The organism is Aliiroseovarius pelagivivens (assembly GCF_900302485.1).
GTDB lineage: Bacteria > Pseudomonadota > Alphaproteobacteria > Rhodobacterales > Rhodobacteraceae > Aliiroseovarius > Aliiroseovarius pelagivivens.
This window is the reverse complement of sequence record NZ_OMOI01000001.1, coordinates 1,879,373-1,901,793: the sequence shown is the minus strand read 5'-3', so window position 1 is coordinate 1,901,793 and position 22,421 is coordinate 1,879,373. Positions and strand designations below refer to the sequence as shown.

At 59.1% G+C, this 22,421-nt stretch carries 18 protein-coding genes; 7 read left to right on the top strand and 11 right to left on the bottom strand.

Features of this window, described 5'->3' with window-relative positions:
• Positions 1-21 precede the first annotated feature (21 nt).
• The 3 genes from ALP8811_RS09280 to puuE are packed head-to-tail and all read right to left on the bottom strand — an operon-like array spanning position 22 to position 3,392.
• Positions 22-1,446: a uracil-xanthine permease family protein gene (locus tag ALP8811_RS09280; RefSeq protein WP_108856831.1), complete on the bottom strand. Its 1,425-nt coding sequence runs from the start codon at positions 1,444-1,446 to the stop codon at positions 22-24.
• A gap of 48 nt (positions 1,447-1,494) precedes the next feature.
• The gene (locus tag ALP8811_RS09275) at positions 1,495-1,983 is read right to left on the bottom strand and encodes an ureidoglycolate lyase (protein WP_108856830.1); all 489 of its coding nucleotides are present in this window, start codon (positions 1,981-1,983) and stop codon (positions 1,495-1,497) included.
• Positions 1,980-3,392, bottom strand: coding sequence for an allantoinase PuuE (gene puuE, locus ALP8811_RS09270; protein WP_108856829.1), 1,413 nt, complete (start codon positions 3,390-3,392; stop codon positions 1,980-1,982). The genes ALP8811_RS09275 and puuE overlap by 4 nt, the downstream gene beginning before the upstream one ends.
• Before the next feature lie 164 nt (positions 3,393-3,556).
• On the opposite strand from puuE, the gene uraH reads away from it, so the two are divergent.
• Positions 3,557-3,910 carry a hydroxyisourate hydrolase gene (uraH, locus tag ALP8811_RS09265; protein ID WP_108856828.1) on the top strand — a complete coding sequence of 118 codons (354 nt, stop codon included), beginning with the start codon at positions 3,557-3,559 and terminating at the stop codon, positions 3,908-3,910.
• Positions 3,911-3,912: 2 nt separating this feature from the next.
• Here the strand turns inward: uraH and ALP8811_RS09260 are convergent, their stop codons facing one another.
• A complete protein-coding gene (locus ALP8811_RS09260; RefSeq protein WP_108856827.1) occupies positions 3,913-4,830 on the bottom strand; it encodes a LysR family transcriptional regulator in 918 nt (305 codons plus the stop codon).
• A gap of 98 nt (positions 4,831-4,928) precedes the next feature.
• On the opposite strand from ALP8811_RS09260, the gene ALP8811_RS09255 reads away from it, so the two are divergent.
• On the top strand, positions 4,929-6,161 hold the full coding sequence (locus ALP8811_RS09255; protein WP_108856826.1) for a urate hydroxylase PuuD: 1,233 nt from the start codon (positions 4,929-4,931) through the stop codon (positions 6,159-6,161).
• A gap of 428 nt (positions 6,162-6,589) precedes the next feature.
• Here ALP8811_RS09255 and ALP8811_RS09250 read toward each other — a convergent pair whose 3' ends face one another.
• The 7 genes from ALP8811_RS09250 to ALP8811_RS09220 form a co-directional block, all read right to left on the bottom strand.
• Positions 6,590-8,011: a pyridoxal phosphate-dependent decarboxylase family protein gene (locus ALP8811_RS09250; RefSeq protein WP_108856825.1), complete on the bottom strand. Its 1,422-nt coding sequence runs from the start codon at positions 8,009-8,011 to the stop codon at positions 6,590-6,592.
• 395 nt (positions 8,012-8,406) lie between these two features.
• Complete coding sequence (locus tag ALP8811_RS09245; protein ID WP_108856824.1) at positions 8,407-9,807, bottom strand: TRAP transporter large permease; 1,401 nt, start codon at positions 9,805-9,807, stop codon at positions 8,407-8,409.
• 10 nt (positions 9,808-9,817) lie between these two features.
• Positions 9,818-10,450: a TRAP transporter small permease subunit gene (locus ALP8811_RS09240; RefSeq protein ID WP_108856823.1), complete on the bottom strand. Its 633-nt coding sequence runs from the start codon at positions 10,448-10,450 to the stop codon at positions 9,818-9,820.
• A 57-nt stretch (positions 10,451-10,507) separates the two neighbouring features.
• Complete coding sequence (gene dctP / locus ALP8811_RS09235; protein ID WP_108856822.1) at positions 10,508-11,518, bottom strand: TRAP transporter substrate-binding protein DctP; 1,011 nt, start codon at positions 11,516-11,518, stop codon at positions 10,508-10,510.
• A gap of 122 nt (positions 11,519-11,640) precedes the next feature.
• Positions 11,641-12,981: a sigma-54-dependent transcriptional regulator gene (locus tag ALP8811_RS09230; RefSeq protein WP_108856821.1), complete on the bottom strand. Its 1,341-nt coding sequence runs from the start codon at positions 12,979-12,981 to the stop codon at positions 11,641-11,643.
• On the bottom strand, positions 12,981-14,708 hold the full coding sequence (locus ALP8811_RS09225; RefSeq protein ID WP_108856820.1) for a sensor histidine kinase: 1,728 nt from the start codon (positions 14,706-14,708) through the stop codon (positions 12,981-12,983). Before ALP8811_RS09225 ends, ALP8811_RS09230 begins: the two co-directional genes overlap by 1 nt.
• Positions 14,709-14,883: 175 nt before the next feature.
• A complete protein-coding gene (locus ALP8811_RS09220) occupies positions 14,884-15,837 on the bottom strand; it encodes an AraC-like ligand-binding domain-containing protein (RefSeq protein WP_108856819.1) in 954 nt (317 codons plus the stop codon).
• A gap of 272 nt (positions 15,838-16,109) precedes the next feature.
• On the opposite strand from ALP8811_RS09220, the gene capB reads away from it, so the two are divergent.
• From capB to ALP8811_RS09195, 5 genes are read left to right on the top strand one after another with little or no spacing between them, the layout of a single operon-like run.
• A complete protein-coding gene (gene capB, locus ALP8811_RS09215) occupies positions 16,110-17,861 on the top strand; it encodes a caprolactamase subunit beta (protein WP_108856818.1) in 1,752 nt (583 codons plus the stop codon).
• A 24-nt stretch (positions 17,862-17,885) separates the two neighbouring features.
• Entirely contained in the window at positions 17,886-20,012 is a 2,127-nt protein-coding gene (gene capA / locus ALP8811_RS09210; protein ID WP_108856817.1) for a caprolactamase subunit alpha, read from the top strand.
• 47 nt (positions 20,013-20,059) lie between these two features.
• Positions 20,060-20,764, top strand: coding sequence for an ABC transporter ATP-binding protein (locus ALP8811_RS09205; RefSeq protein WP_245924611.1), 705 nt, complete (start codon positions 20,060-20,062; stop codon positions 20,762-20,764).
• Entirely contained in the window at positions 20,764-21,510 is a 747-nt protein-coding gene (locus ALP8811_RS09200) for an ABC transporter ATP-binding protein (protein ID WP_108856815.1), read from the top strand. Before ALP8811_RS09205 ends, ALP8811_RS09200 begins: the two co-directional genes overlap by 1 nt.
• The gene (locus ALP8811_RS09195; protein ID WP_108856814.1) at positions 21,507-22,421 is read left to right on the top strand and encodes a branched-chain amino acid ABC transporter permease; all 915 of its coding nucleotides are present in this window, start codon (positions 21,507-21,509) and stop codon (positions 22,419-22,421) included. The genes ALP8811_RS09200 and ALP8811_RS09195 overlap by 4 nt, the downstream gene beginning before the upstream one ends.

Here is a 22,421-nt window from a genome sequence, read left to right as displayed (position 1 = left end):
TTTTGTTTGAAAGCTCGGACCTTAGACGTGGTCGTCTTTCTGTAGGGATCCCTTACCGTGACCGGCCATCCCACCCGAGACTTCCTCGGTTGCTTCGTCCGACAGTTCCTCGGGAAGAATTAGGTTCAGCACAATCGCGATCGCAGCAGCAGGCAGAATGCCCGATGTTGCCAGAACCTTGATCGTGGACGGCAGATGCTGCAGCGCGCCCGGCTCCAGCTGAAGGCCAAGCCCCAGCGACAGCGAGATGGCAAAGATCACCATGTTGCGACGGTTCCAGTCGACATCCGACAGCATCGAAATACCAGCCGAGGCCACCATGCCGAACATCACGATCACACCGCCGCCCAGGACTTCGATCGGGATCGACGAGATGATCGCCCCAATCTTGGGGATAAGCCCGGCAAGGATCAAGAAGATCGCACCGATGGTCACCACGTGGCGGCTCATCACGCCGGTCATGGCAATCAGACCCACGTTTTGGCTGAACGATGTGTTGGGCAGGGCGCCGAACAGGCCAGAGATGGCAGTACCGATACCGTCGGCATAGGTTGCGCCTTCAATTTCCTTATCAGTCGCTTCACGTCCTGCACCACCTTTTGTGATCCCCGATACGTCACCAACGGTTTCCACCGCGGATACGAACGACATCAGACAGAACCCGATGATTGCCGCGACCGAGAACTCGACGCCGAAGTGAAGCGGGTTCGGAAGCGCGAAGGGTGCTGCGCGACCTACGTTGCCCAGGTTCACCTCGCCGATGACGAAGGCAAAGATATAGCCCACGATCAGGCCGATCAGGACCGCGGATACCGACAGCATGCCACGGGCATAGAACTTAAGGCCAAGCGTGACAAAGATCACGATCAACGCCATCGTCCAGTTAATCAGCGAGCCATACTCGGGCTTGCCAATCGCAGGTACGCCGCCAGCGGCGTATTGGATGCCGACCTTAACCAGTGCAAGACCGATCATGGTCACCACGAGGCCCGTCACAAGAGGTGGTAGGGCGAACCTTATCCTGCCGATGAATAGGCCTAGGATCGTGTGGAACAATCCGCCCACAATGACCCCGCCCATCAGCACGGCCATCGCATCAACCCCTTTGCCCGCAACCAGCGGGATCATGATTGGGATGAATGCAAAGGATGTCCCCTGCACGATCGGCAGGCGGGCACCGGCCGGGCCCAGACCGATGGTTTGGATCAGGGTCGCGACGCCAGCAAAGAACATCGACATCTGGATCATATAGATCATCTGTGGAAAGTCCGGGCTGTTCGAGCCGAACCCGAACCCGGCTGCCCCGCAGATGATGATCGCCGGGGTGACGTTTGATACGAACATTGCCAGCACGTGCTGGATACCCAAGGGCACAGCCTTGGAAAGTGGTGGTGTGTAATTGGGATCGCGCAGCTGCTCTGGCGTCCCGATGGATGTGTTAGCCATTATTATTCCTCCCTATGGTGCCGGATCGCTTCCTCCTTCGATCTGGCTTTATGGCTTCTCGATTCTGATTTCCTCCTTGAACCAGTGTTCTTGTAGGTTCGGCCCCGTGCCGATCCTGTCGATCACCGCAAACTGTCCCTGTTCTGTCAGGGGTGCACAGACACCGTGCCATGTGTTGCGATGGTAATTCACGCCCTGTCCGGGGGCGGCGATGAAGGCCACGGGCGTTCCCGGCCTGTCGCCGTTATCCGGAGCGACGACGACAAGGTAGGGGTCGCGGCTGATCGGTATGTACGCTTGGCTGCCGTCCGGGTGGCGTTCCACCATGTCCAGCACCATCGGCAGGCTGCGTGCTTCGGCGTCAAAGATGCTGATCCCAGCGTGCCCGTCGGAGAAATCAAGCGTCGCGCGATCATGATACCGCCCGCAAAGCCCCTGATTGATCATCTTGTCAGGCGCGCCCGCAGTGTCGAGCACGTCGCCAAAGGGCGCAAAGGCCTCGGGCGTCAGAGTGGTGGGGATGATCGACAAAGTCATGCGGCGAACTTCTCTTCAAGGCGAAGCTCGGCGATCCGTTCGACCTGCCGACAAGCCTCGGCAAATTCGGTATCGCGGTCATTGTCGATCCGGCGGTTGAACGCTTCCAGAATGCTGGGCTTGGTGTTGTCCTTCACCGCGATGATGAAGGGGAAGCCATGCTTGTTCGTGTAGCTTTCGTTCAGCGCGGTAAACGCGGCGCGTTCGTCGTCGGTCAACATGTCCAGACCGGCACCAGCCTGTTCGGATGTGCTTTCTGCGGTCAACCGTCCAGCGGCGGCCAGTTTCCCGGCTAGATCCGGGTGCGCCACCAGCACGCCCAGGCGGGCCTCTTCACTGGCGCTGCGGAACACGCGGGCAAGGGCGTTGTGCACGCCTGCGGCCGTGTCATGGGTTGGCCCCAGCTCCAGACCAAATGCGCCCTCGGCAATCCACGGGCTGTGTTCAAACACGCCTCCGAACTCTGCAATAAACGTCTCTTGGTCCATTTCAGACGGTTTCAAACCCTGCATTGGGGGGTGCTCCTTGGCCCAGTGATCGGCAATTTGTTCGCGGGTGGCGAACCAGACACCGTCGTGTGATTTGAAGTGATCGATGACGCGCTTAAGGGCGGCTGCCCGGCCCGGACGTCCGATCAGGCGGCAATGCAAGCCGATCGAGAGGATCTTGGGCGCGCCTGCTTCCCCTTCCGCATAGAGCATGTCGAAACTGTCTTTCAGGTAGCTCTCGAACTGATCGCCATTGGTGTATCCTGCCTGGATCGCAAAGCGCATATCGTTGCAGTCCATCGTGTAGGGAACTACCAGTTGATCCTTGCCGCCGGCATGGATCCAATAGGGCAGGTCATCTGCGTAACTGTCTGCGATATAGGCGAAATCACCTTCTTCGGCGGCCAAGTCCATCGTGTTCATTGAACAGCGACCGGTGTACCAGCCACGCGGGGCCGTGCCAGTGACTTCGGTGTGCAGGCGGATCGCTTCGCGGATCTGTGCCCGTTCTTCGTCTGCCGACATATCCTTATGTTCGACCCATTTCAGACCGTGGCTCGCGATCTCCCAGTTTGAGGCCTTCATCGCCTTAAGCTGCTCCGGCGCGCGGGCCAAAGCCGTGGCCACGCCATAGACCGTGACAGGCAGGTCCTGAAGAAGACGATGCACGCGCCAGAACCCGGCGCGCGATCCGTATTCATAGATGGATTCCATGTTCCAATGGCGCTGCCCCGGCCATGGCTGTGCTCCGGTGATCTCGGACAGGAATGCTTCTGATGCCGCGTCCCCATGCAAGACACAGTTCTCGCCGCCCTCTTCATAGTTCAGGACGATCTGAACGGCGATCTTCGCGTCGCCGGGCCATCTGACGACTGGTGGCTTCGTGCCGTATCCGGTCATGTCGCGTGGGTATCGTGTCACGTGGTTTCCCTCTGTTTATCTCAGGCATCACTCTAAGGCGAAAATCCTGGCGCACTTTCAAAATTATCAAGAAGGATTGTTCGGCAGTCTGGCCCTGTGTGTGTCTGAGCTTCCAGATTAAGAAGGGATTGCTGAATTGAAGCTCACCACAGGAGACACCGAAGATGACAGGCTACCTGACCACGCACGTGCTTGATACTGCCCGCGGGTGTCCCGCAGAGGGATTGAAAATCGAGCTGTTTCGGATTGATGGCGATCAGCGCAGCTTGCTCAAAACGCTGGTGACCAACGACGATGGTCGGACCGATGAGCAGATCCTGCCCGCCGAAAAGTTTGAAACAGGGGAATACGAGCTTGTATTTTATGCAGGGGGTTATCTGGACAGCATCGGTGTCCCGCCCGAAGCGCCCCGGTTTCTAGACGTTATCCCGCTGCGGTTCGGCATGTCCGAGGCATCGCACTATCACGTGCCACTGCTTCTATCGCCCTTCGGCTACTCCACTTACCGCGGCAGCTGAGCCTAGCCCCGATCCGTGCTGCGAATGCGGGTGGCGATCCGGTCGATCACAAATTCCATGAACAGTCTCGACTTGGGGTCCTGCCCGCGACGGTGGGTGAACAAGCAAGCCATCTGGATCGGCTCGGGCGGCGTTTCGGTCGCGACCGGAATTAGCCGTCCTGATTTCAAGTGCTCTGAAATCTCGAAAACCGGCTTCATCGCGATGCCGTTTCCATCCAGCGCCCAGTCCGTCAGCACATCCCCATCGTCGGATTCATATCGCCCCGTCACGCGAAAGCGTTTTGGGCCGTCCTTCGTGGTCAACAGCCACTGGAACTCGGTCGCGCCGGGGAAGCGAAGGCTTAGGCATTCATGCGCGCCGTTGATAAGATCGGTGCCATTTGCAGGCATGCCGCGCTGTTTGATGTATGCAGGTGCCGCGCAGAGCACGCGCTCGACGTCCGCAATCTTGCGAATTTTGAGATTGCTGTCTTCCGGTTGGCCAAGGAAAAACGCCAAATCAAGCCCTTCGGTGGTCAGGTCCACTTTGCGGTCGGTCAGACGAAGGCGCACGCTGACTTCCGGGTACTTCTCTAAAAAATCCGGAACCAAAGGCGCAATCAAACGTCGCCCCACACCCAAAGGGGCCGCGACATAAAGCGGCCCGCGGGGATTGTCTGTAATATCAACGATTTGCGCTTCTGCGTTTTCTACCGCTTCAAGGATTTCGGTCGCGCCGCGATAGAACCTTTCGCCCTGTTCGGTGGGGGCCAAGCTACGCGTGGTGCGCTGGAACAGCCGAACGCCCAAATAGTCTTCCAGCTGCGAGATCCGCGAGGAGGTTACCGCCGGCGACACCCGAAGGTCGCGCCCCGCAGCCGACATGCTGCCAAGCTCATAGACGCGGACGAAGGTTCGGATGTTGGCAAGATAGGACATTGTTTTGTTTTTTTTGATGCTGCTTGGTATTTGGCAGCAATACCAGAATAAATATGGTTAGCATAGTGTGTCGCTAAGACGAATATGGGAGGTATGCCATGTATGACCTGGCAATTTTATGGGACTGGATCGCGTTTTCTGTGCGGTGGCTTCACGTCATCACGGCAATGGCGTGGATTGGTGCGTCATTCTATTTCATCGCGCTTGATCTAATGCTGAAACCCAATCCCAACCTTCCCGATGGCGCCTATGGCGAGGAATGGGAAGTGCACGGCGGCGGGTTCTACCATACGGTCAAATTCCTTGTGGCCCCTTCGGAAATGCCAGAGCATCTGACATGGCACAAATGGCAAAGCTACACGACATGGCTGTCGGGCGCGGCGTTGCTGATGATCATCTATTGGGTCGGGGGCGAGCTGTTCCTTCTGGACCCGACCAAGGCGGATCTGACGTTGTGGCAGGGTATCCTGATCTCGGGCGGATCGCTGACCATTGGTTGGTTGCTCTATGATCAGATGTGCAAATCGAAGTTGAGCGAGAACCCAACGCTTCTGATGCTGCTCTTGTTCGTCATCCTTGTTGTGATGTCTTGGGGCTATAACCAGATTTTCACCGGTCGCGCAGCCCTTCTGCATCTGGGCGCGTTCACGGCAACAATCATGACGGCAAACGTGTTCTTCCAGATCATGCCCAACCAGCGCATCGTTGTGGCGGACCTGAAGGCCGGGCGGACGCCGGATTCGAAATACGGCAAGATCGCCAAGGTGCGCTCGACCCATAACAACTATCTGACCTTGCCGGTCGTGTTCCTGATGCTGGCGAACCACTATCCATTGGCATTTGGCACCCAGTATTCCTGGATCATTGCCGGCCTGATTTTCCTGACCGGCGTCACCATCCGTCACTACTTCAACACCATGCACAAGACCGGCAAAGGGCCGAATTGGACGTGGTTGGTGACCGTACTGCTAATGATTTTGATCGCATGGCTATCGACGATGCGCGCCGGGGAAACATACGAAGAATCCGAGGCACGCGCATTGACCCCTTATGAGCAAACCTTTGCCTCGGCCGATGGGTTCGAAGACGCATATTTTGCTGTGGTCGGGAACTGCTCGATGTGCCACGCCCGAGAGCCGTCGTGGGATGGAATGTACTGGGCGCCCAAAGGGGTGGTTCTGGAAACCGAAGCAGATGTCGCGCGCCACGCCAAGCAGGTCTATCTGCACGCGGGTGCGTCCCACGCGATGCCTCCGCCCAATGCGATCGAGATGGATCAGGAAGGCCGCGACTACATCGTGGCATGGTACCAAGACGCCACGTCCAACTAAGGACGTGACGCGTTGCTTTAGGCAAATTGCCCCATTCGGCAGTATACCTCATGACTGAAGCGCCAAAGCCTGCTGGTTTTGACGCTCATTTACTTTCCGCGGTCTTGTTGGGGCTGTTGCGCATTGGCAAAATGTGACGCTGACCTCGCGTCCGACCATTCCGCTTCCGAAACCAAATGAGACTACCACCATTCAGAGAATGGCTGGATAGGTGTGACATCAAGTGTGCGATGCCGACTAAGGGAGCAGTAGTTCGTGCACTTTGCAGCATAAGTACTTTTGGGGCTCAAACCGGGTCTACGCTGCACAATGCATCAAGGTCCGCTATGGGCCGCCTTTGATTGTGGTCCTTTCGGCGTGATGCAGTGATGCTGTGATACCCCTCCCGGATGACCGTGAAGAGGCAAAGCGCCGCTCGCCACTTTTTATCATTCAGGGTTGGAGGCACACCAGCGGTAGGCATTGATGACCTCGGCAGATAAGAGGTCGGCATCAATCTCAGTCATTGCGTACCCGATCACCGATGCCCGGATGATCTGTCGCCCCGCCCATTCGCCGTGAGTAGGATAGACCTTGCCGCGTTCCTGAACGCGCTTCAGGACTCGCATCGTCAGGCCGTCGTCGCCACAGGCGATGGCCACCTGGTTGCTGTGGATCTCATTCAATACGGCCAACCCGGATTCTGCCGAAACCGTGGCTGCAATCCGCTCTGCGAGGCGGCAATGGCGAGCTACCAACTCACGTACCCCTGTGACGCCGAGATGCCGCAGTATTGCGTAGCTCGGAATGCCGCGGGCGCGGCGCGACAATTCGGGGGTGGAATCCGTTGGCTCCCAGTGAACGGTCGTCTCGGGAAGGTAGGCGCCACGTGCCGACATTGAGGCAACCAGAGGCGCGCGGTCACGCACGATCACCATGCCGGCGTCGAATGGTGCATTGAGCCATTTGTGCAAATCGACAGCCCAGCTGTCTGCTTTCTGGACGTCAGCCAACCTGTGCTCCAACTCTGGCACGGCAGCCAACCACAGCCCAAAGGCACCATCGACATGAACCCAGCCTTTTCGTTCGTGCACCATCGGGATCAGGTCGGTGAAGGGATCGAACGCGCCTGTGTTGATCTGGCCGGCCTGAAGGACGACGAGTGGCGGCGCGTCGATCTGTTCCAGGGCTTTGCGGAAGGCGTCCGGCATGATCCGGCCTTCGCCGTCGGTTTCGACCACTTGAACGCGCGCGGCGCCCAGGCCGGCATACCGCAAGGCCGCGAACGGCGCGGAATGTGCGTCCTGTCCGATCAGCACCGGGATCTCAGGTGCGCCGAAAAGGCCGTCGGCCTCGACATCCCAACCCTGCGCGGACAAAAGCTTGTTACGTGCCGCCATTACTCCGACCATGTTTGCAACCGTGCCCCCGGTCACCAGTCCAGCGCCGCTGTCGGGCGGTAGTGACAACAGACTTATCACCCAATCGCAAACGGCGCGTTCCATACCGGTCACGGCCGGGGTTTCAAACGACGAGCCAGCGTTCTGACCCCAGGCCGAGACGAGCATATCTGCGGCGACGCCTACAGGATGGGAGGCGCCGAGGACGTAACCGAAGAAGGTTGGGTTCGCCATGCTGTGCAGACCACCGCTGGCATCCCGCACGATCTGCGCGATCACGTCATCTTCGGGCATTCCGGCTTCGGGCAGAGGGCCAAGGAAGCGTCCGGCTGCCTCATCGAGATCCAGTGTCGGTCGTGCGGGCATTTGCGGAAGTTCCTCGCGGTAGACGCGTGCGGCCTGTGCCGCGCCTTCGATTGCCCGTGCCTGCGTGTCGGTGAGACCGCGCGCCGTTGAGACTTCTTTGGTCATGATGCTCTCCCCCGCGTAATGTGAGCTTGCCAATATACCATATTGCGGAGCGTTTTTTGAGAGGGCACTGACGCCGTTTTGTATGGTCCGCACGGAACCTCAAGATGACGGCTCGGTTTGCAGACTGTGAATTCGAGCATCTGGCGATTTAGTTTGGGCAGCTAGTGTCAGCAATGCGGGCTGCGATCGCAGCACCCAGCGTTGGTGCCGAGCGTCCGGGAAGGGCCGGGCGCTACGCCGGCTCTTACCGGAACGATCTAGACGGATGCGGCGTCACCGTAAGTCGGCGTGGAGCCCGATTTTACGAATGTAGCGTGATCGACAATTGGGTCGATCACGCATTGTTTCTACCGCTTAAAGGGAATGAGCAACATTGAAGTGATATCCACGCACGCTCAAACCTGCCCTGGCAGCCACAGTACGATTGCTGGAAATGCGACCAGAAGCGCGATGGTGATCGCGTCCGCGATGAAGAACGGCGTGACGCCTTTGAACACATCCTGCACGCTCAGATCATCGCGCACGCCGGCCACGACGAAGCAGTTCAGCCCGATGGGGGGCGTGATCAAGCAGAACTCGGCCATCTTCACCACCAAGATCCCGAACCAGATCGCGCACATCGGGCCGGACATCCCAAAGGTGCTGTCTGCGGCGGACACGAACTCGCCCCCGTTCAGGGCCATGACGGCGGGATAGACCACGGGCAGGGTCAGCAGCAGCATGCCGATGGCGTCCATGAACATCCCCAAGACCGCATAGGCCAGCAGGATGCAGACAAGGATCAGCATGGGCGACATGGTCAATGATGTGATCCACGCCGAGAATGCGGCTGGAAGCTCGGCAAAGCCAAGGAAGCGGACATAGATCAGCACGCCCCAGATGATGGTGAAGATCATCACGCTGAGCTTCGCGGTCTCAAGCAGCGCGTCTTTCAGCTGCGCCCAACGCATCCCACGATAGAGCGCCATCAGGAAAACCACGAAGGCTCCGATTGCGCCGCCTTCGGTGGGTGTGCCCCACGCCTCGCCGCCAAACGGATTGTAGACGAAAAGGATGATTGTCAGGACCACGACAAGGATCGGCAGGGCAGGGGGAAGCGAGACGAACCGCTCTTTCCAAGTGAAGCCTTTGACGGGCGGTCCGAAGTCTTTGATCACGACAGCCATGCCAATAATCAGCGCGCCATAGATGACGGCCGAGAACGCGCCGGGGATAAAACCCGCCAGCAAAAGCTTACCCACGTCCTGTTCCACGATGATCGCATAGATCACCAGAATGGCCGAGGGCGGGATCAGTGAGGCCAGCGTGCCGCCTGCCGCCACGACGCCTGCCGCAAACTGTTTATTGTATCCGATTTTTAGCATTTCCGGGATGGCGATCCGGGCGAAGACCGCCGAGGTCGCCACGGACGCGCCCGACACAGCCGCAAATCCAGCGGTCGCGAAGACGGTCGATACGGCCAACCCGCCCGGCACCCATGCCAGCCAGCGTTTTGCAGCCTCGAACAGGGCCTTGGTCAGCCCGGCGTAGTAAGCCAAATAGCCGATCAGGATGAACGTCGGGATCAGGCTCAGCGCTTGGCTTGAGATCTTGGAATGCGGCACCTGACCAGCGGTTTTGACCGCGATGGTCATGGCCTTGCCAAAACGGGCTGGGTCATAGCCAAACTTGGCCCAGAAAATCCAGATCAAGCCGATCATCCCGGCGGTGGCGGCGGCAAAGGCCACACGCATTCCCAGAATGACAAGAACAAGAAGGCCGCCCGAGACGACGAGGCCAATTTCAATCGGTTCCATACCAGTATCCTTAAGCGTCGTTGCCCGAGACGTGCTCGGCTTCCATCGCTGCCTGCTTGGCGGCATCTGCAATCAGCGGAACAGCAATTGGGGATTTCACCCCGGTGACCAGCGCGTGTGTATAGGCCCAGACTTGCAGCAGAAGGCGCAGGCACAGGACGGAAAATGCCACGGGTACCAACAGCTTCGCTGGCCAAAGCGGTAGCGATATATCGACCGAGCTGTCGCGGCTCCACAAGGGTGCGGCGAAATCAAAGCTTCTGTCGAAATGCGCCCAGCTTCCCCAGACCAGAAGCAGCATCAGGGCAAGAACGAACAGCGTCGTGATCAGTTCGACCAGATAGAGGCTGCGTCCGCGAAGCGCGCCGACCAGCATATCCATGCGGATATGCCCGCCATCGCGTTGTGTGAACGCAATTCCCATGAACGCGATCAGCGGCATGGCTTGTTCGATCCAATCGATATAGCCCGGCAAAGGCTGGTTGGCGAAGTTGCGCCCGCTGACGGACACGACCGCCAATATCATCAGGGAAAACACTGCAAGTCCGCTGACCAATGCCAATACGCCTTCAACGCGATAGAGCTTTTGGTCGATGCGGCTTAGGACGCTGTCGTCAGTCAGGACAAGGGAAGACCCGGCCATGGCACCACTCCGTTCTAAAATGGAAGCCCTGCGCCGTTGGGGCGCAGGGCTGCGGGTTTAGCTGCCGTTGGCAATCATGCCGGTGACAAGGTCGTAAAGCTCTTGTGCGGGCAGGCCACGGGCAGTGTTGTCGGCGATCCAAGCCTCGGCGGCCGGGGCGGCTGCCGCGTCGCGGAAGGCCGCGATCTCATCGTCCGAGAAGGTCACCTGTTGGATGCCTTTTTCGTCCAACGCAGGGCCCCAAGCGACCATGGTCTTGTTGTTGTAGTTGTCGACATAGTGGGCCAGCGCCTCGTCAACAGATCCCAACAATGCGTCGCGGTGTTCGTCCGACAGGTTGGCCAGCGCGTCCGAGTTCACAACAACCGGGCAGTTCACGGTGCCGGGGTTCAGGTTGGTGGTCCACCAAGTGGCATTTTCGATCGTGCCAAAGGACATATGCGCGTGGGGGGCAAAGCTGACGGCCTTGACCACGCCGCTGTCCATGGCCTGACGCACTTCAGATGCAGACATCGAGGTCGGAACCGCGCCGATGGTCTCCATCGCTTGACCGATCCCGCCGGTGGCCCGTACAGTCAGGCCTTTGAAGTCGGCCAGAGTCGCGGGCGCATCACCGGCACCGGCGATGTTATACTGCGGCAAGGGCGATGGCATCAGCAGCGTCGCGTTCCAGCGCGCCAAGTCAGCTTGCGTGGCTGGGTGGTTATAGACCGCCATCGAAAGTGCGATCTCTTGCTCAAGCGAGGTCACACCCAGAAACGGCAGCTCCAGCACGGTGATCGAGGGGTTCTTGTCGCGGTGATAGCCCGCGCAGAATTGCGCCATCTCGAACGCTTCGATCGAGATCCCGTCCAGGTTTTCCCGGTTCTTGGACAGCCCACCGTAGCTGATGCTTAGGGTGAATTCGCCATTGGTCTTCTCGCTTACCAGTTCGGCCAGTTTCTCAACGTGCTCGGTGAAGGCGCGACGTTTGCCCCACAGGGATACGTTCCAATCTGTAGCGAAGGCTTCGCTGGCAATAGTCAGAGACAACGCTGCAATGGCAGCGCCTTTGAATGTCGATCGCATGGTATTCCTCCCAGAAATCGCGAAATTGTGGGCACAGTATCTGCGGCGCGATCCTGTCTGACTATGAGGGAAACCGCCTGCACTTCCAGACCAGCCCTGCGGAAATCCGCAGGGCAAATCGGTCACAGCAAAGCGTCTTTATCGAGACCCAGTTTCACGATCTTTTCGTTCAGCGTCCGACGTCCGATCCCAAGCGCCTCGGCGGCGGCGTCCATACGGCCTTCATGGGCTTGAATGGCCTTCCCGATCAGTTCGCGCTCAAAAGCGGCCACGGCTTCACGCAGGGTGCCGGGGATGTCATCCAGATGCTGATCCGCCTCGATGGCTTGGGTCATCGAGCCGCCACCACGCCGCGCGGCCAACACACGGCGTTCGCACACATTGCGCAGCTCGCGCACATTGCCGGGCCAGTCATGGGCCAGAAGGGCTGCCAAGTCGTCTTGGGTCAGGGAGGGAACGGCCAGTTCATAGATCTTGGCGTAGTCGTCCAGAAAATGACGCGCCAATAGGGCTATGTCGTCTCGTCGCTGCCGCAGAGACGGAACAGTCAACACAACTGTGTTGATGCGGAACAGGAAATCTTGCCGCAGCCGTCCATCCTTGACCGCCACAGAAACGTCTTCACTGGTCGCTGAAATGACGCGAAACTCTGTCGTAACCGCCTGTGTCGCCCCAACCGGCAGCACCTGTTTATCTTCCAGCACGCGCAACAGTTTGGCCTGCACGGCAAGGGGGCAGGCGCAGACCTCGTCCAGAAACAGTGTCCCGCCTGACGCGGCGGTCAACCGCCCCTCGCGTTCACCAGCGACCCCGAACATTTCGGCCTCGAACGTGTCGGGGGACAGGGCCGCACAGTTCAGCGCCAGGAAGGGCGCCTGTCCGTCTCCGCCCAGATCATGCAGCGCTTGGGCGACAAGTTCCTTCCCGGTCCCGGTGTCCCCAGTGATCAACACGCTCGCCCCAATATCGGCCAGCGCCATCACATCTTGGCGTAGCGTCGCAACCTCGTCCGTTTGCCCCAACAACACGCGGTCCAGACCGGACAGCCGCATCAAGCGATCTTTCAGACGGGCATTGTCGCGCCGCATCCGGCTTTGCTCGGCCGCGTGGGTCAGGATGCGCAACAGACGGCGTGGTTCGTAAGGCTTTTCAACAAAGCTGTACGCCCCGTCCTGCATCGCCTGAACCGCCATCGGGATATCCCCATGCGCCGAGATCAGCACCAGTGGCGGGGCGGTTTCCAGATCCAAAGAGTTCAAAAGCTCCAACCCCGTCATGCCGGGCATCTGAACATCCGATAGGATCACATCCCAAGGCACGTCGGCCAGTTTTGACGACACTTGGGCCGCGCGCGACGTTGCTTCCGCCCTCCACCCCGCAGCGGTCAGTAGATCCACAAGGGATTGGCGCATGGCTTTGTCGTCATCGACAATCAAAACGCTAAAGGGGCGCGTATCGGCCATCAAACGTGATCCTCTTCAAGGGGAGTATGGGGAAAGGTTACACGAAAAACCGCCCCTTCTGGGTCGACATTTCGCGCAGTCATTTCGCCGTCGTGATCTTTGACGATACTGGCAGAGATCGCCAGACCCAACCCCATCCCGCGCCCGCTTTCGCGCGTGGTGACAAAGGGTTCTTTCAGGTCTTCCAACGTGGCCGATCCGATGCCGTGTCCATTGTCCTCGATTTCGACCCACGCATCGGGACTATCCACACCCGCGCGCACGATCAGCTTCGGAGCATCCCGGTCTTCGCTCGCATCCAAGGCGTTGCGCAGAAGGTTGGTCATGACCTGCTCAACCCGCAATCGAATGCCGCGAATAGGGACCGGGTGCGCGGGCAGATCCAACTGCACCTCGGCCCCGATCTGTTGAATGTTCGGCGCTACAAGCTCCAGCGACATGCGGATTGCGTCGCGCAGGTCCAGCTCCTTAAACGCTTCGGCCTCCGAGCTGGCGAAGAACTTCAACTGCCGCGTGATGCCCTCCATCCGATCCACCAAGCCGCCAATATCGGTTGTCAGCTTGCTTCCACCCCCCGCGCCGATTTCCGCCGCAACAATGTGGTTGCGCATGGCCGCAATCGGCTGCCCCAGCTCATGCGTCACAGATGCAGCCAACCGACCAAGAGCCGCCAACCGGCTGGCGCTTTCCAGTTCGTTCTGGGTCCGCTTCAGACGGCGCTCGGCGGTCAGGCGTTCGGTGACCTCGGTGGCCAGTCGTTCGTTTGCCTGTCGCAACTCGGCCTCTTCCCGTTCAGACCGACGAAGCTCGGCGTCCACACGGCGTGCGCGTTGGATTTGAAAGAGGATAAATGCGACCGCTGCCAGGATCACCGCAATCGCGGTCACCAGCCAAGCCCGCGTGCGCGCCTGATCGTCGCTTGCAAAGAAATGCAGCTGCCACCCGTGCGGCAAGTCATCCGCCACCAGATGCAGGTGTTCAGATCCCCCGATACGCGCCCGTTGATCTGCAAGAACGGACCAATTCAGAAGCGCCAAATCCTGCCCAGAGAACTGCCGCGCATCAACGATTTCCTGCCGTCGCTCGGCGGGAAGCCGCGAGAGAATGCGATAGCGCCACGAAGGGTCCGATGCCAACAAAACCACCCCGTCCTTATTGGCCAGAAACACTCGCTCGCCCGAGCCGATCCAGTTGGCCTCAAGCCCCGTCAGGTTAATCTTGATCGCCAGCACGCCAAGCAGTTGACCCGATGGGTCATGCACCGCATCCGCGATAAAATATCCCGGCAATCCAGTGGTCGCCCCGATCGCATAGAACCGCCCCTGCACCCCAGACAGCGCGTCTTGGAAATAGGGTCGGAACGCATAGTTCTGCCCGACGAAACTGCTTGGGTCCTGATAATTCGAAGCCGCGATGGTCAGCCCATCAGGATCAATCAAATAGATCGCATCCAACCCCGCCCGCGCCGCGAAATCCTTGATCCTAGAGTTCAACTGATCTGTCGTCCCCCCTTTGGCTGTCTCAATCACAAACGGATCTCGCGCTAGCACATAGGTCAGGTGGGAGAACCGCTCCAACTCGCCCGAAACCGAGCTCTGGTAAAGCGAAAGCCGCCCCGTCGCTTTCGTCAGCTCCTCGGATTGAAAATAGCCGTATGACATCCTGAACAGGATGAGCGCAACGGCGACAGTCGCGATGATTGGAATGATAAGCGATCGCAAACGCATATAAATCGATTGTCCGGAATCAACCGAGAAAGCAAGTGATTACTTGCTGACACGCCCCGACAGACAGGAGCTACAGCAATCTGTCAGCTTTGGACGGCACATCTAAATGTCCGGTTTCGAAGACGTTGCGCAAACAGGTTGGTTGGCGGTCGACGACGGAAAGATCTAAGGAAGGTTATCCGCTGATCTCTGCCTTGTAGGCAGATGGCGTAATACCAAACTTGTTCTTGAACAGGCGAGAGAACTGCGCCTGATCCGAAAACCCAAAACGATACGAGACTTCCGAGATCGGAAGACCCGGCGCCGTGGCCAGACGATCCCGCGCTGCGATCAGGCGCTGATCGCGTATCTGCTGGCTGACCGTGCCATTCACATCCTTGAACAGGTCATGCAGGTAGCGTTTCGAAATCCCGCAGCTTTCGGCGATCAGGTCGGGGGACAAGTTTGAGTTTTTCAAGTTTTCGCGGATGAATTTCTCGACCCGGGAAATATGTGCAGTCCGAACTGCTGAAAGATTGCTTGAGCTCGCGTCAACCGTTTCATCAAGAGCAAGCCCGAGCAGTTCCAATAGCTGGCGCCCTACGGTTTCACCCGCCGCGGCCCCGAAATCCGCACATTTCGACTGAGCCTGATCCACCATCGAGGCGAACAACCCTGCCGTGCCAGACGTGGCATTGAACACCTTCGCGCAAAAACGGTCGGGTTGGCGCACGCGTTCTTCCAAGGCTTTGCGTCCAACCTTCAGGACGAACAGATCATTGGGGTTTTCATAGAGGAACCGATAAGGCTCGTCGCCGCGTTCAAGGATGAAGCCGCCCGGATCACAACGCACTTCGCGCCCCAACTGGCGGAACTCGACCGATGTCGCCCGTGGCAGGGTGATCAGATATTCCTCTTCCCGCGCCTCGCGAATATGTGCGCGCCGCCGCTCATAGCTGAGCGGATCCGAAGTCAGCCGTGACATGCCGACATGCCCCATCGACATGCGACTGAGTTGCCCATTGAAGTGAATCGGATCACGGAACTGAAGTTCCAGTGGAAAATACGACTCGTTCACCACCGCGTTCCATTTACTGGAGCGGTGCTGCGGCTCTGTCGTGGCCGTCGAGAAAGTGAACCCGGCGGTCATATGCATCTCCTCCCAGGCCTGACCATAGCCAAGACTCCTAATAAAACAAAGGAATTTGGGTGTTCTGCACTCTGCTGCAAACAGTTCTGCGCTGAACGGCAAATTGTTCTGCGCAAAGCTGCAAACGCTTCTGCACTCAGCGCCAAGACCATCCCGACAAGCCACGACAAGCTGGGATCACAAGTTCGATGTGCAGGAGGAGCACGCCGGATCGGGAGGAAAATCGCTCTCATCAGGCGGCCCCTTTGCGCCCATGCAAAGGACCAGAACGAATGGCTAATAGACAAGTTGACCCCATCACGCTTTCCGTGGTGCGCGGTGTATTGGAAACCACACAGCGCGAAATGACGCTGGCCCTGGAAAAGACCGCACGTAGCTCGGTTTTCAACTTGGCGCATGATTATTCAACGGCGCTTTTCAACCACACGCCCGAGATGATCCTGCAAGGTCAGGATATTCCGATCCACCTCGGCTCGCTGATTCCGGCGATGAAATCGGTCGCAAATTTCTTCGAGGGCGACATCCATGAAGGCGATCTGATCTTACACAATGACCCTGCCTATGGCGGCAGCCACATCATTGATACCTGCATGTACTACCCAGTGTTCTATGAAGGCGAGCTGGTCTTTTGGACCGTCTGCAAGGGTCACCTAACGGACATCGGCGGGCCGGTGCCTGCGGGCTATAACCCCGAGGCCAAAGAGATCTTTGCCGAAGGTCTGCGCATTCCGCCGATCAAGCTGTGGGACAAGGGCGTTCCGCGCGATGACATCATGAACATGCTGCTGACCAATATGCGCGCGCGCCGCGATCAGGAGGGCGACTTCAACGCGCTGATCGGAGCTTGCCAAGTAGGCGCCCGTAACCTGACCGCATTGATGGACAAATACGGGAAGGACGTGGTGCAGGAATGCATTGCCGAACTGCTGGAAATGGCGAATGCCCACATGAACGGCCTGATCAGTCAGGTGCCTGACGGAACCTATTCGGGGACCGCCATTCTGGAAGATGCAGGTCACGGCTTTGGTGATTTCGACATTACGGCGACTGTCACCATCAAAGGTGCCAGCTGTCACATCGAGATCGAAAGCCCACCGCAGATTCCGTATTTCATCAACTCCTACGAGGGGAACAGCTATTCCGGTGTTTACTTGGGCCTGATGATGTTCGCCCAGCTGCCGCCGCCCTATAACGAAGGGCTGTATCGCAACGTGACGGTCGACATGGGCAAGAAGGGCACATTGTGCAACGCGCAGTCGCCCGCGCCGCATATGAACTGCACCACCACGCCGATGGAAACGCTGACCGACGCGGTGCGTCTGGCCTTTGAACAGGCCGCGCCCGACAAGGTGTCTGCCAGCTGGGGACACGCCAATGGCTGCAACATTGCCGGGTGGGACAGTCGCCATGACGAGGAATACGTCACCATGGTGCTGGCCTCGATCATCTCGGGGGCAGGTGCGACCGCCTCTCAGGATGGCTGGCACGCCTGCGGACCTGAGTGCTGCTTTGGGGCACTTACCTCGGGTGATATCGAGATGCTTGAGCATTCCTATCCAATCATCATCCACGAATACGGGCTGATGGAAGACAGCGGCGGCGCGGGCAAGTTCCGTGGGGGATCCGGCACGCGCTGGGCCGTCGAGCCGCTTGATACCGACATGACGCTGGTCACCTTTGGCGAAGGCCGCCGCATCCCGGCTATGGGCGCTGCTGGAGCGAAATCCGAAATGGTGCACAAGAAGGTCGGCCGCCTTGAAATCACACGGGGCGGCGAAACCCAGATCATCACCGACAACGTGATTGAAACCATCAAACCCGGCGAGATTGCCGCCAACCTCAACCCCGGTGGTGGTGGGTTCGGCAACCCGTTCGAACGCGACCCGCTGAAGGTGGTCGAAGATGTGCGCAACGGCCTCGTCTCGATCGAAGGCGCGCGGTTGGATTACGGCGTGGTGATTGCCGACGCCGACACGCTTTCCATCGACGAAGCCGCCACGGTTGCCGCCCGCGCGGCTGCTTGATCCCCTGATTTGAAAGGAAATACCATGCGTACCCAATATCGTCTGGGCATTGATGCCGGTGGCACATTTACCGACTTCATCCTCGCTGACAAAAAAGGCAGCACGCAGATCTTCAAGGTGCTGTCCACACCAACCGAACCGACCAAGGCCATCAAGAACGGGCTTGCTTTGATCACCGAGGAAACCGGGCTGACGGCGCAGGAAGTCGTCTCGAACTCGGACCTGTGCATCAACGGAACCACGGTCGGGCTGAATGCGCTGATCACCCATACAGGGGCCAAAACCGGGCTGATTGCCACCAAGGGGCACGAGGATTCCATCGAAATCCGCTTGGGCCACAAAGAGGACGGCTATCGTTATGATCCGGACTATCCCCCTGCGACCATGCTGGTGCCGCGTCACTTGCGCAAAGGGGTCAGCGAGCGGGTGATCTCGGACGGGTCGGTCAAGACGCCGATCAACGAGGAAGACGTGCGCGAGGCCTGCCGCTATTTCATCGCCGAAGGCGTTGAATCGGTTGCGATCAGCTTTGTCTGGTCAGTGCTGCACCCCGATCACGAAAATCGTGCCGCCGAGATTGTGCGCGAGATGATGCCCGACGTGCGTTTGACCGTCGGCAACCAGCTGTATCCCCAAGTCCGCGAATACACCCGCACTTCGACCGCCATCGTGAACGCCTATCTGGCACCGATCCTGCAACGCTATGTCGAAGCCATCGATGCATATTTCCGCGAGCTGGGCAGCCAGCATCCAGTGCGCTACTTCCAGTCCAACGGCGGTCTGGCGCTGGGTAAGGTGGTCAGCGATCAGTCGGTCTATGCGATCAACTCCGGCCCGGCTTCGGCACCACAGGCGGCCTTGGATGTGGCCGAACCATGGGGTGACAAGAACATCATCACCTGTGACATGGGCGGCACCTCGTTCGACATCACCCTGACCAAGGACGGGCAGGCCAACGTCAACAAGAACATCGACTTCCTGCGCTATCGCATTGGCATCCCGATGATCCAGGTGGAAACACTGGGCGCCGGCGGGGGGTCGATCGGTTGGATCGACTCGATGGGCCTGATGCAGATGGGGCCGCAATCGGCTGGATCGGAACCCGGACCGGCCTGCTATGGCCAGGGCGGTGAGAATCCGACGACGACCGACGCCAATCTTGTACTGGGCTATCTGAACGCCGATGGCTTGGTCGGTGGGCGTCTTCCGCTGGACGTCGACAAGGCGCGTGCGGCGATTAAAGCCAACCTTGCCGACCCGCTGGGCATTTCCATCGAGAAAGCCGCCTATGGCATGTTCACCATCGTCAACAACAACATGGTCAATGCGATCCGCCGCGTATCGGTCGAACGGGGCTATGACCCGCGTGATTTCGTGCTGATGGGTGCCGGTGGCGCCACTGGTGCACATATCACGGCACTGGCGCGCGAGATGGGTATCTCGAAGGTGCTGATCTCGAAACTGGCCTCTGGGCTGTGCGCCTATGGGCAGATCATTTCGGACGTCAAATACAACTACATGGCGCCCGCACCGATCCGTCTGGAAGGGGGGGCAGCCGCAAAGAAACTGGATGACCTGTTCACCTCGCTTGAAGCGCGCGGCAGGGTTGATCTGGCTGGCGATGGGTTCGCCGAGGACCGCATCTCGATCCGTCGGTCGCTTGATATGCGCTATGTCGGTCAGGTGCATGAATGCACGGTTGAGATTGACCCGTTCGAGGTTACAGAAGCCACGATTGAAGACATCAAGGCCGCATTCCACGCCCGCCACAAAGAGCTCTACACCTATGACGAACCGCATAACGCGGTCGAGATCGTCAACGTAGAAAGCACCATTGCTGGCCACGTTGATAAGCCAGATCGCATGACCATTGCCGCAGGCACAGGTGCCCATGAAACCCTAAAGGGCACCCGCCCGATGGTGTTCAGCGCCGATGGCATTGCACAGGATACGCCGGTCTATGACGGGTCCGCCATGGGCGCAGGGGACACGCTTCACGGCCCCGCTGTGATCGAAGAGGTCACGACCACCATCGTGGTTGAACCGGGCTGGACCGTCAGTCTGCACGACACGGGTGTCTATGTGGTGACCGCCGATGCTGCTGCCGAGCAAGGCCAGAGCGTTCAGCACAAAGAACTGGCCGAGGTCTGAAGATGGCGCGGCGGAAAAAAACGAGTTCCTCCCTGGCGGCGTCCGGGGTGACGGTGGCCTTCGGGGGGTTCAAAGCCCTAACCGATGTCACACTGAAGATCACCCCGGGCGCAGTTCACGGGCTGATCGGTCCAAACGGGGCCGGTAAGACTACCATGGTCAATACGTTGACCGGGTTCCAAGCGCCGACCACGGGCACTGTGACGCTTGGGGGCAGGAATGTCGGCACTTTGCCGCCGCACCAATTGCGTCGGGCCGGAGTGGCCCGCACTTTCCAGGCTGGTCGGTTGTTCACCGGCCTGGATGTTCTGGACAACCTTGCCGTCACCGGCGTTGGGCTGGGGCATTCTCGCGCGGCTTCAGAAGCCGAGGCGCTGCGGCTGCTTGACTGGATGGGTGTGTCCCATTTGGCCGAGCAACCTGCGGCAGGGCTTCCCTATACGGATGAGCGCCGCGTCGGTATTGCCCGAGCGCTGATGTTTACCCCTGACTTCCTTCTGTTGGACGAACCGGCAGCGGGCATGTCTGAAGCCGAGGCTGCCGATCTGGCCGCGCTGATCAAACGCGTCGCCGAGGAATTGAACATCGGTGTTCTGCTGATCGAGCACAATGTTGGGTTGGTTCTTGCTGTCTCACACCACGTCTATGTGCTCGACGCCGGACAGGTGATCGAGGAAGGCGACCGCGCGCTTATTCTGGCCAGCCGTAAAGTGCGCGATGCCTATCTTGGCGCTGATAGCGAGGCCGCGTGATGACCAAGCTTGGAGTATTTGACCTTGAGGTGCGCTACGGCAAAGTCCCGGCGCTTGGCGGCGTTACCCTGCATTTGCAGGAAGGCGAGCGTCTGTTCGTGTCGGGCCCCAATGGCGCTGGCAAGTCCTCGCTGCTCAAGGCCATCGCGGGCGCGGTGTCCAGCAGTCACGGGCGGGTTGAACTGGACGGCGACATCATCACCGGAAAAAGCGCCGAGGCGATTGCGCGATACGGCCTGTCGATGGTGCCTGAAGGGCGCGATATCTTCAGCACCCTGACCGTCGAGGAAAACCTTCGCGTCGGTACCGGCATCCGCGCCGACAAACAGGCCATTGAGGGCGACATCGCCGAAATTTACGACGCCTTTCCCATCTTGGGTGAGCGCCGCCATGCCAATGCCGGGGCGCTGTCGGGCGGGCAACAACAGATGCTGGCCATCGGGCGTGGGCTGATGACCAACCCGAAGCTCATGATGGTGGACGAGCCTTCGCTGGGCCTTGCGCCGAACATCGTCGACCAAGTCTATGACACGCTTGTCGCACTGCAAAAGGAACGCGGTCTGACGCTGTTGATCGTTGAACAAAGCTCGGCCCGGGCCGCTCGGGTAGGCGGGCGCATGGTGCTTCTGCGTGGGGGTCAGGTTGTGGGTGACGGTGACGCGTCCGAGTTCGCCGAACGCGATCTTCTGAAAGAGGCCTATTTCGGTCAAGCCGATCAATCCAAATCTACGGAGCAAGTCCAATGAATGCTGTACCTCAGCTGTTCTTCGATGCGGCCTCGCTGGGTGGGATCTATGCCATGGCGGCACTGGGCATCGCACTGATCTTTGGCGTGATGAACTTGGTGAATTTTGCCCACGGTGAATACATCGCCTTTTGCGTCTTTGCGTTGATCGTGCCGTCGTCGGATGCGGTGGCCGTCATGTTCTTGGGCAAGGCGCCCGCAATCCTGCTTATTCCTGTCCTGTTGGCGCTTGGGGCGCTGATCGCGGTGGCATCAGAGTATGTCGTCTTCCGACAATTGCGTAACGCCAATCCGGTCGCGATGATGATCTCGTCCTTTGCCCTTGGCTTCGTCATCCAGAATACTTTGTTGGCTGTCTATGGCAGCCGGCCCAAAGCGATCAGCCTGTGGCCTGACCTCAACACCCCGGTCTCGGTGGCCGGAGCCTCGGTCCCGCTGTTGCAGCTGATTGTCATCATCACCACGCTTTTGGTGGTCAGCGCGCTGGCACTTTTGCTGAAGAAAACCCGCGTAGGCCTTGAAATGCGGGCCGCCGCCGAGAACTTCACAATGGCACGGCTTTTAGGGGTGCGTGCAAACGTCGTGATCACTGGGGCCTTTGCCCTATCTGGCGCCTTGGCCGCGGCCGTGGCGATGATCATGGTCACTCAGACCGGTGTCGCGGATGTCCGCATGGGCGGACAGATCATGCTTGTGGCCTTCATCGCTACGGTGGTCGGCGGGCTGGGGTCGCTGCCCGGCGCGGTTGCGGCGGGTTTTCTGATCGGGGCCATTTCAGTCGTATTGCAGGCCGCTTTACCGCTTGAGGCGCGGCCATTTCGCGACGCTTTCCTTTACACGCTGGTGGTCGTCATCTTGCTGGTCCGCCCGCAAGGCCTGTTCGCATCCGCCTCAGCCAAACCGAGGGTTTAA

Excerpts from the sequence above, each read along its gene's own strand:
- uraH (WP_108856828.1), top strand. The coding sequence starts at position 3,557 with ATGACAGGCTACCTGACCACGCACGTGCTTGATACTGCCCGCGGGTGT.
- ALP8811_RS09225 (WP_108856820.1), bottom strand. The coding sequence starts at position 14,708 with ATGCGTTTGCGATCGCTTATCATTCCAATCATCGCGACTGTCGCCGTT.
- ALP8811_RS09280 (WP_108856831.1), bottom strand. The coding sequence starts at position 1,446 with ATGGCTAACACATCCATCGGGACGCCAGAGCAGCTGCGCGATCCCAAT.
- ALP8811_RS09275 (WP_108856830.1), bottom strand. The coding sequence starts at position 1,983 with ATGACTTTGTCGATCATCCCCACCACTCTGACGCCCGAGGCCTTTGCG.
- ALP8811_RS09195 (WP_108856814.1), top strand. The coding sequence starts at position 21,507 with ATGAATGCTGTACCTCAGCTGTTCTTCGATGCGGCCTCGCTGGGTGGG.
- dctP (WP_108856822.1), bottom strand. The coding sequence starts at position 11,518 with ATGCGATCGACATTCAAAGGCGCTGCCATTGCAGCGTTGTCTCTGACT.
- ALP8811_RS09240 (WP_108856823.1), bottom strand. The coding sequence starts at position 10,450 with ATGGCCGGGTCTTCCCTTGTCCTGACTGACGACAGCGTCCTAAGCCGC.
- ALP8811_RS09220 (WP_108856819.1), bottom strand. The coding sequence starts at position 15,837 with ATGACCGCCGGGTTCACTTTCTCGACGGCCACGACAGAGCCGCAGCAC.
- ALP8811_RS09200 (WP_108856815.1), top strand. The coding sequence starts at position 20,764 with ATGACCAAGCTTGGAGTATTTGACCTTGAGGTGCGCTACGGCAAAGTC.
- ALP8811_RS09255 (WP_108856826.1), top strand. The coding sequence starts at position 4,929 with ATGTATGACCTGGCAATTTTATGGGACTGGATCGCGTTTTCTGTGCGG.
- capB (WP_108856818.1), top strand. The coding sequence starts at position 16,110 with ATGGCTAATAGACAAGTTGACCCCATCACGCTTTCCGTGGTGCGCGGT.
- ALP8811_RS09260 (WP_108856827.1), bottom strand. The coding sequence starts at position 4,830 with ATGTCCTATCTTGCCAACATCCGAACCTTCGTCCGCGTCTATGAGCTT.
- capA (WP_108856817.1), top strand. The coding sequence starts at position 17,886 with ATGCGTACCCAATATCGTCTGGGCATTGATGCCGGTGGCACATTTACC.
- ALP8811_RS09250 (WP_108856825.1), bottom strand. The coding sequence starts at position 8,011 with ATGACCAAAGAAGTCTCAACGGCGCGCGGTCTCACCGACACGCAGGCA.
- ALP8811_RS09230 (WP_108856821.1), bottom strand. The coding sequence starts at position 12,981 with ATGGCCGATACGCGCCCCTTTAGCGTTTTGATTGTCGATGACGACAAA.
- ALP8811_RS09245 (WP_108856824.1), bottom strand. The coding sequence starts at position 9,807 with ATGGAACCGATTGAAATTGGCCTCGTCGTCTCGGGCGGCCTTCTTGTT.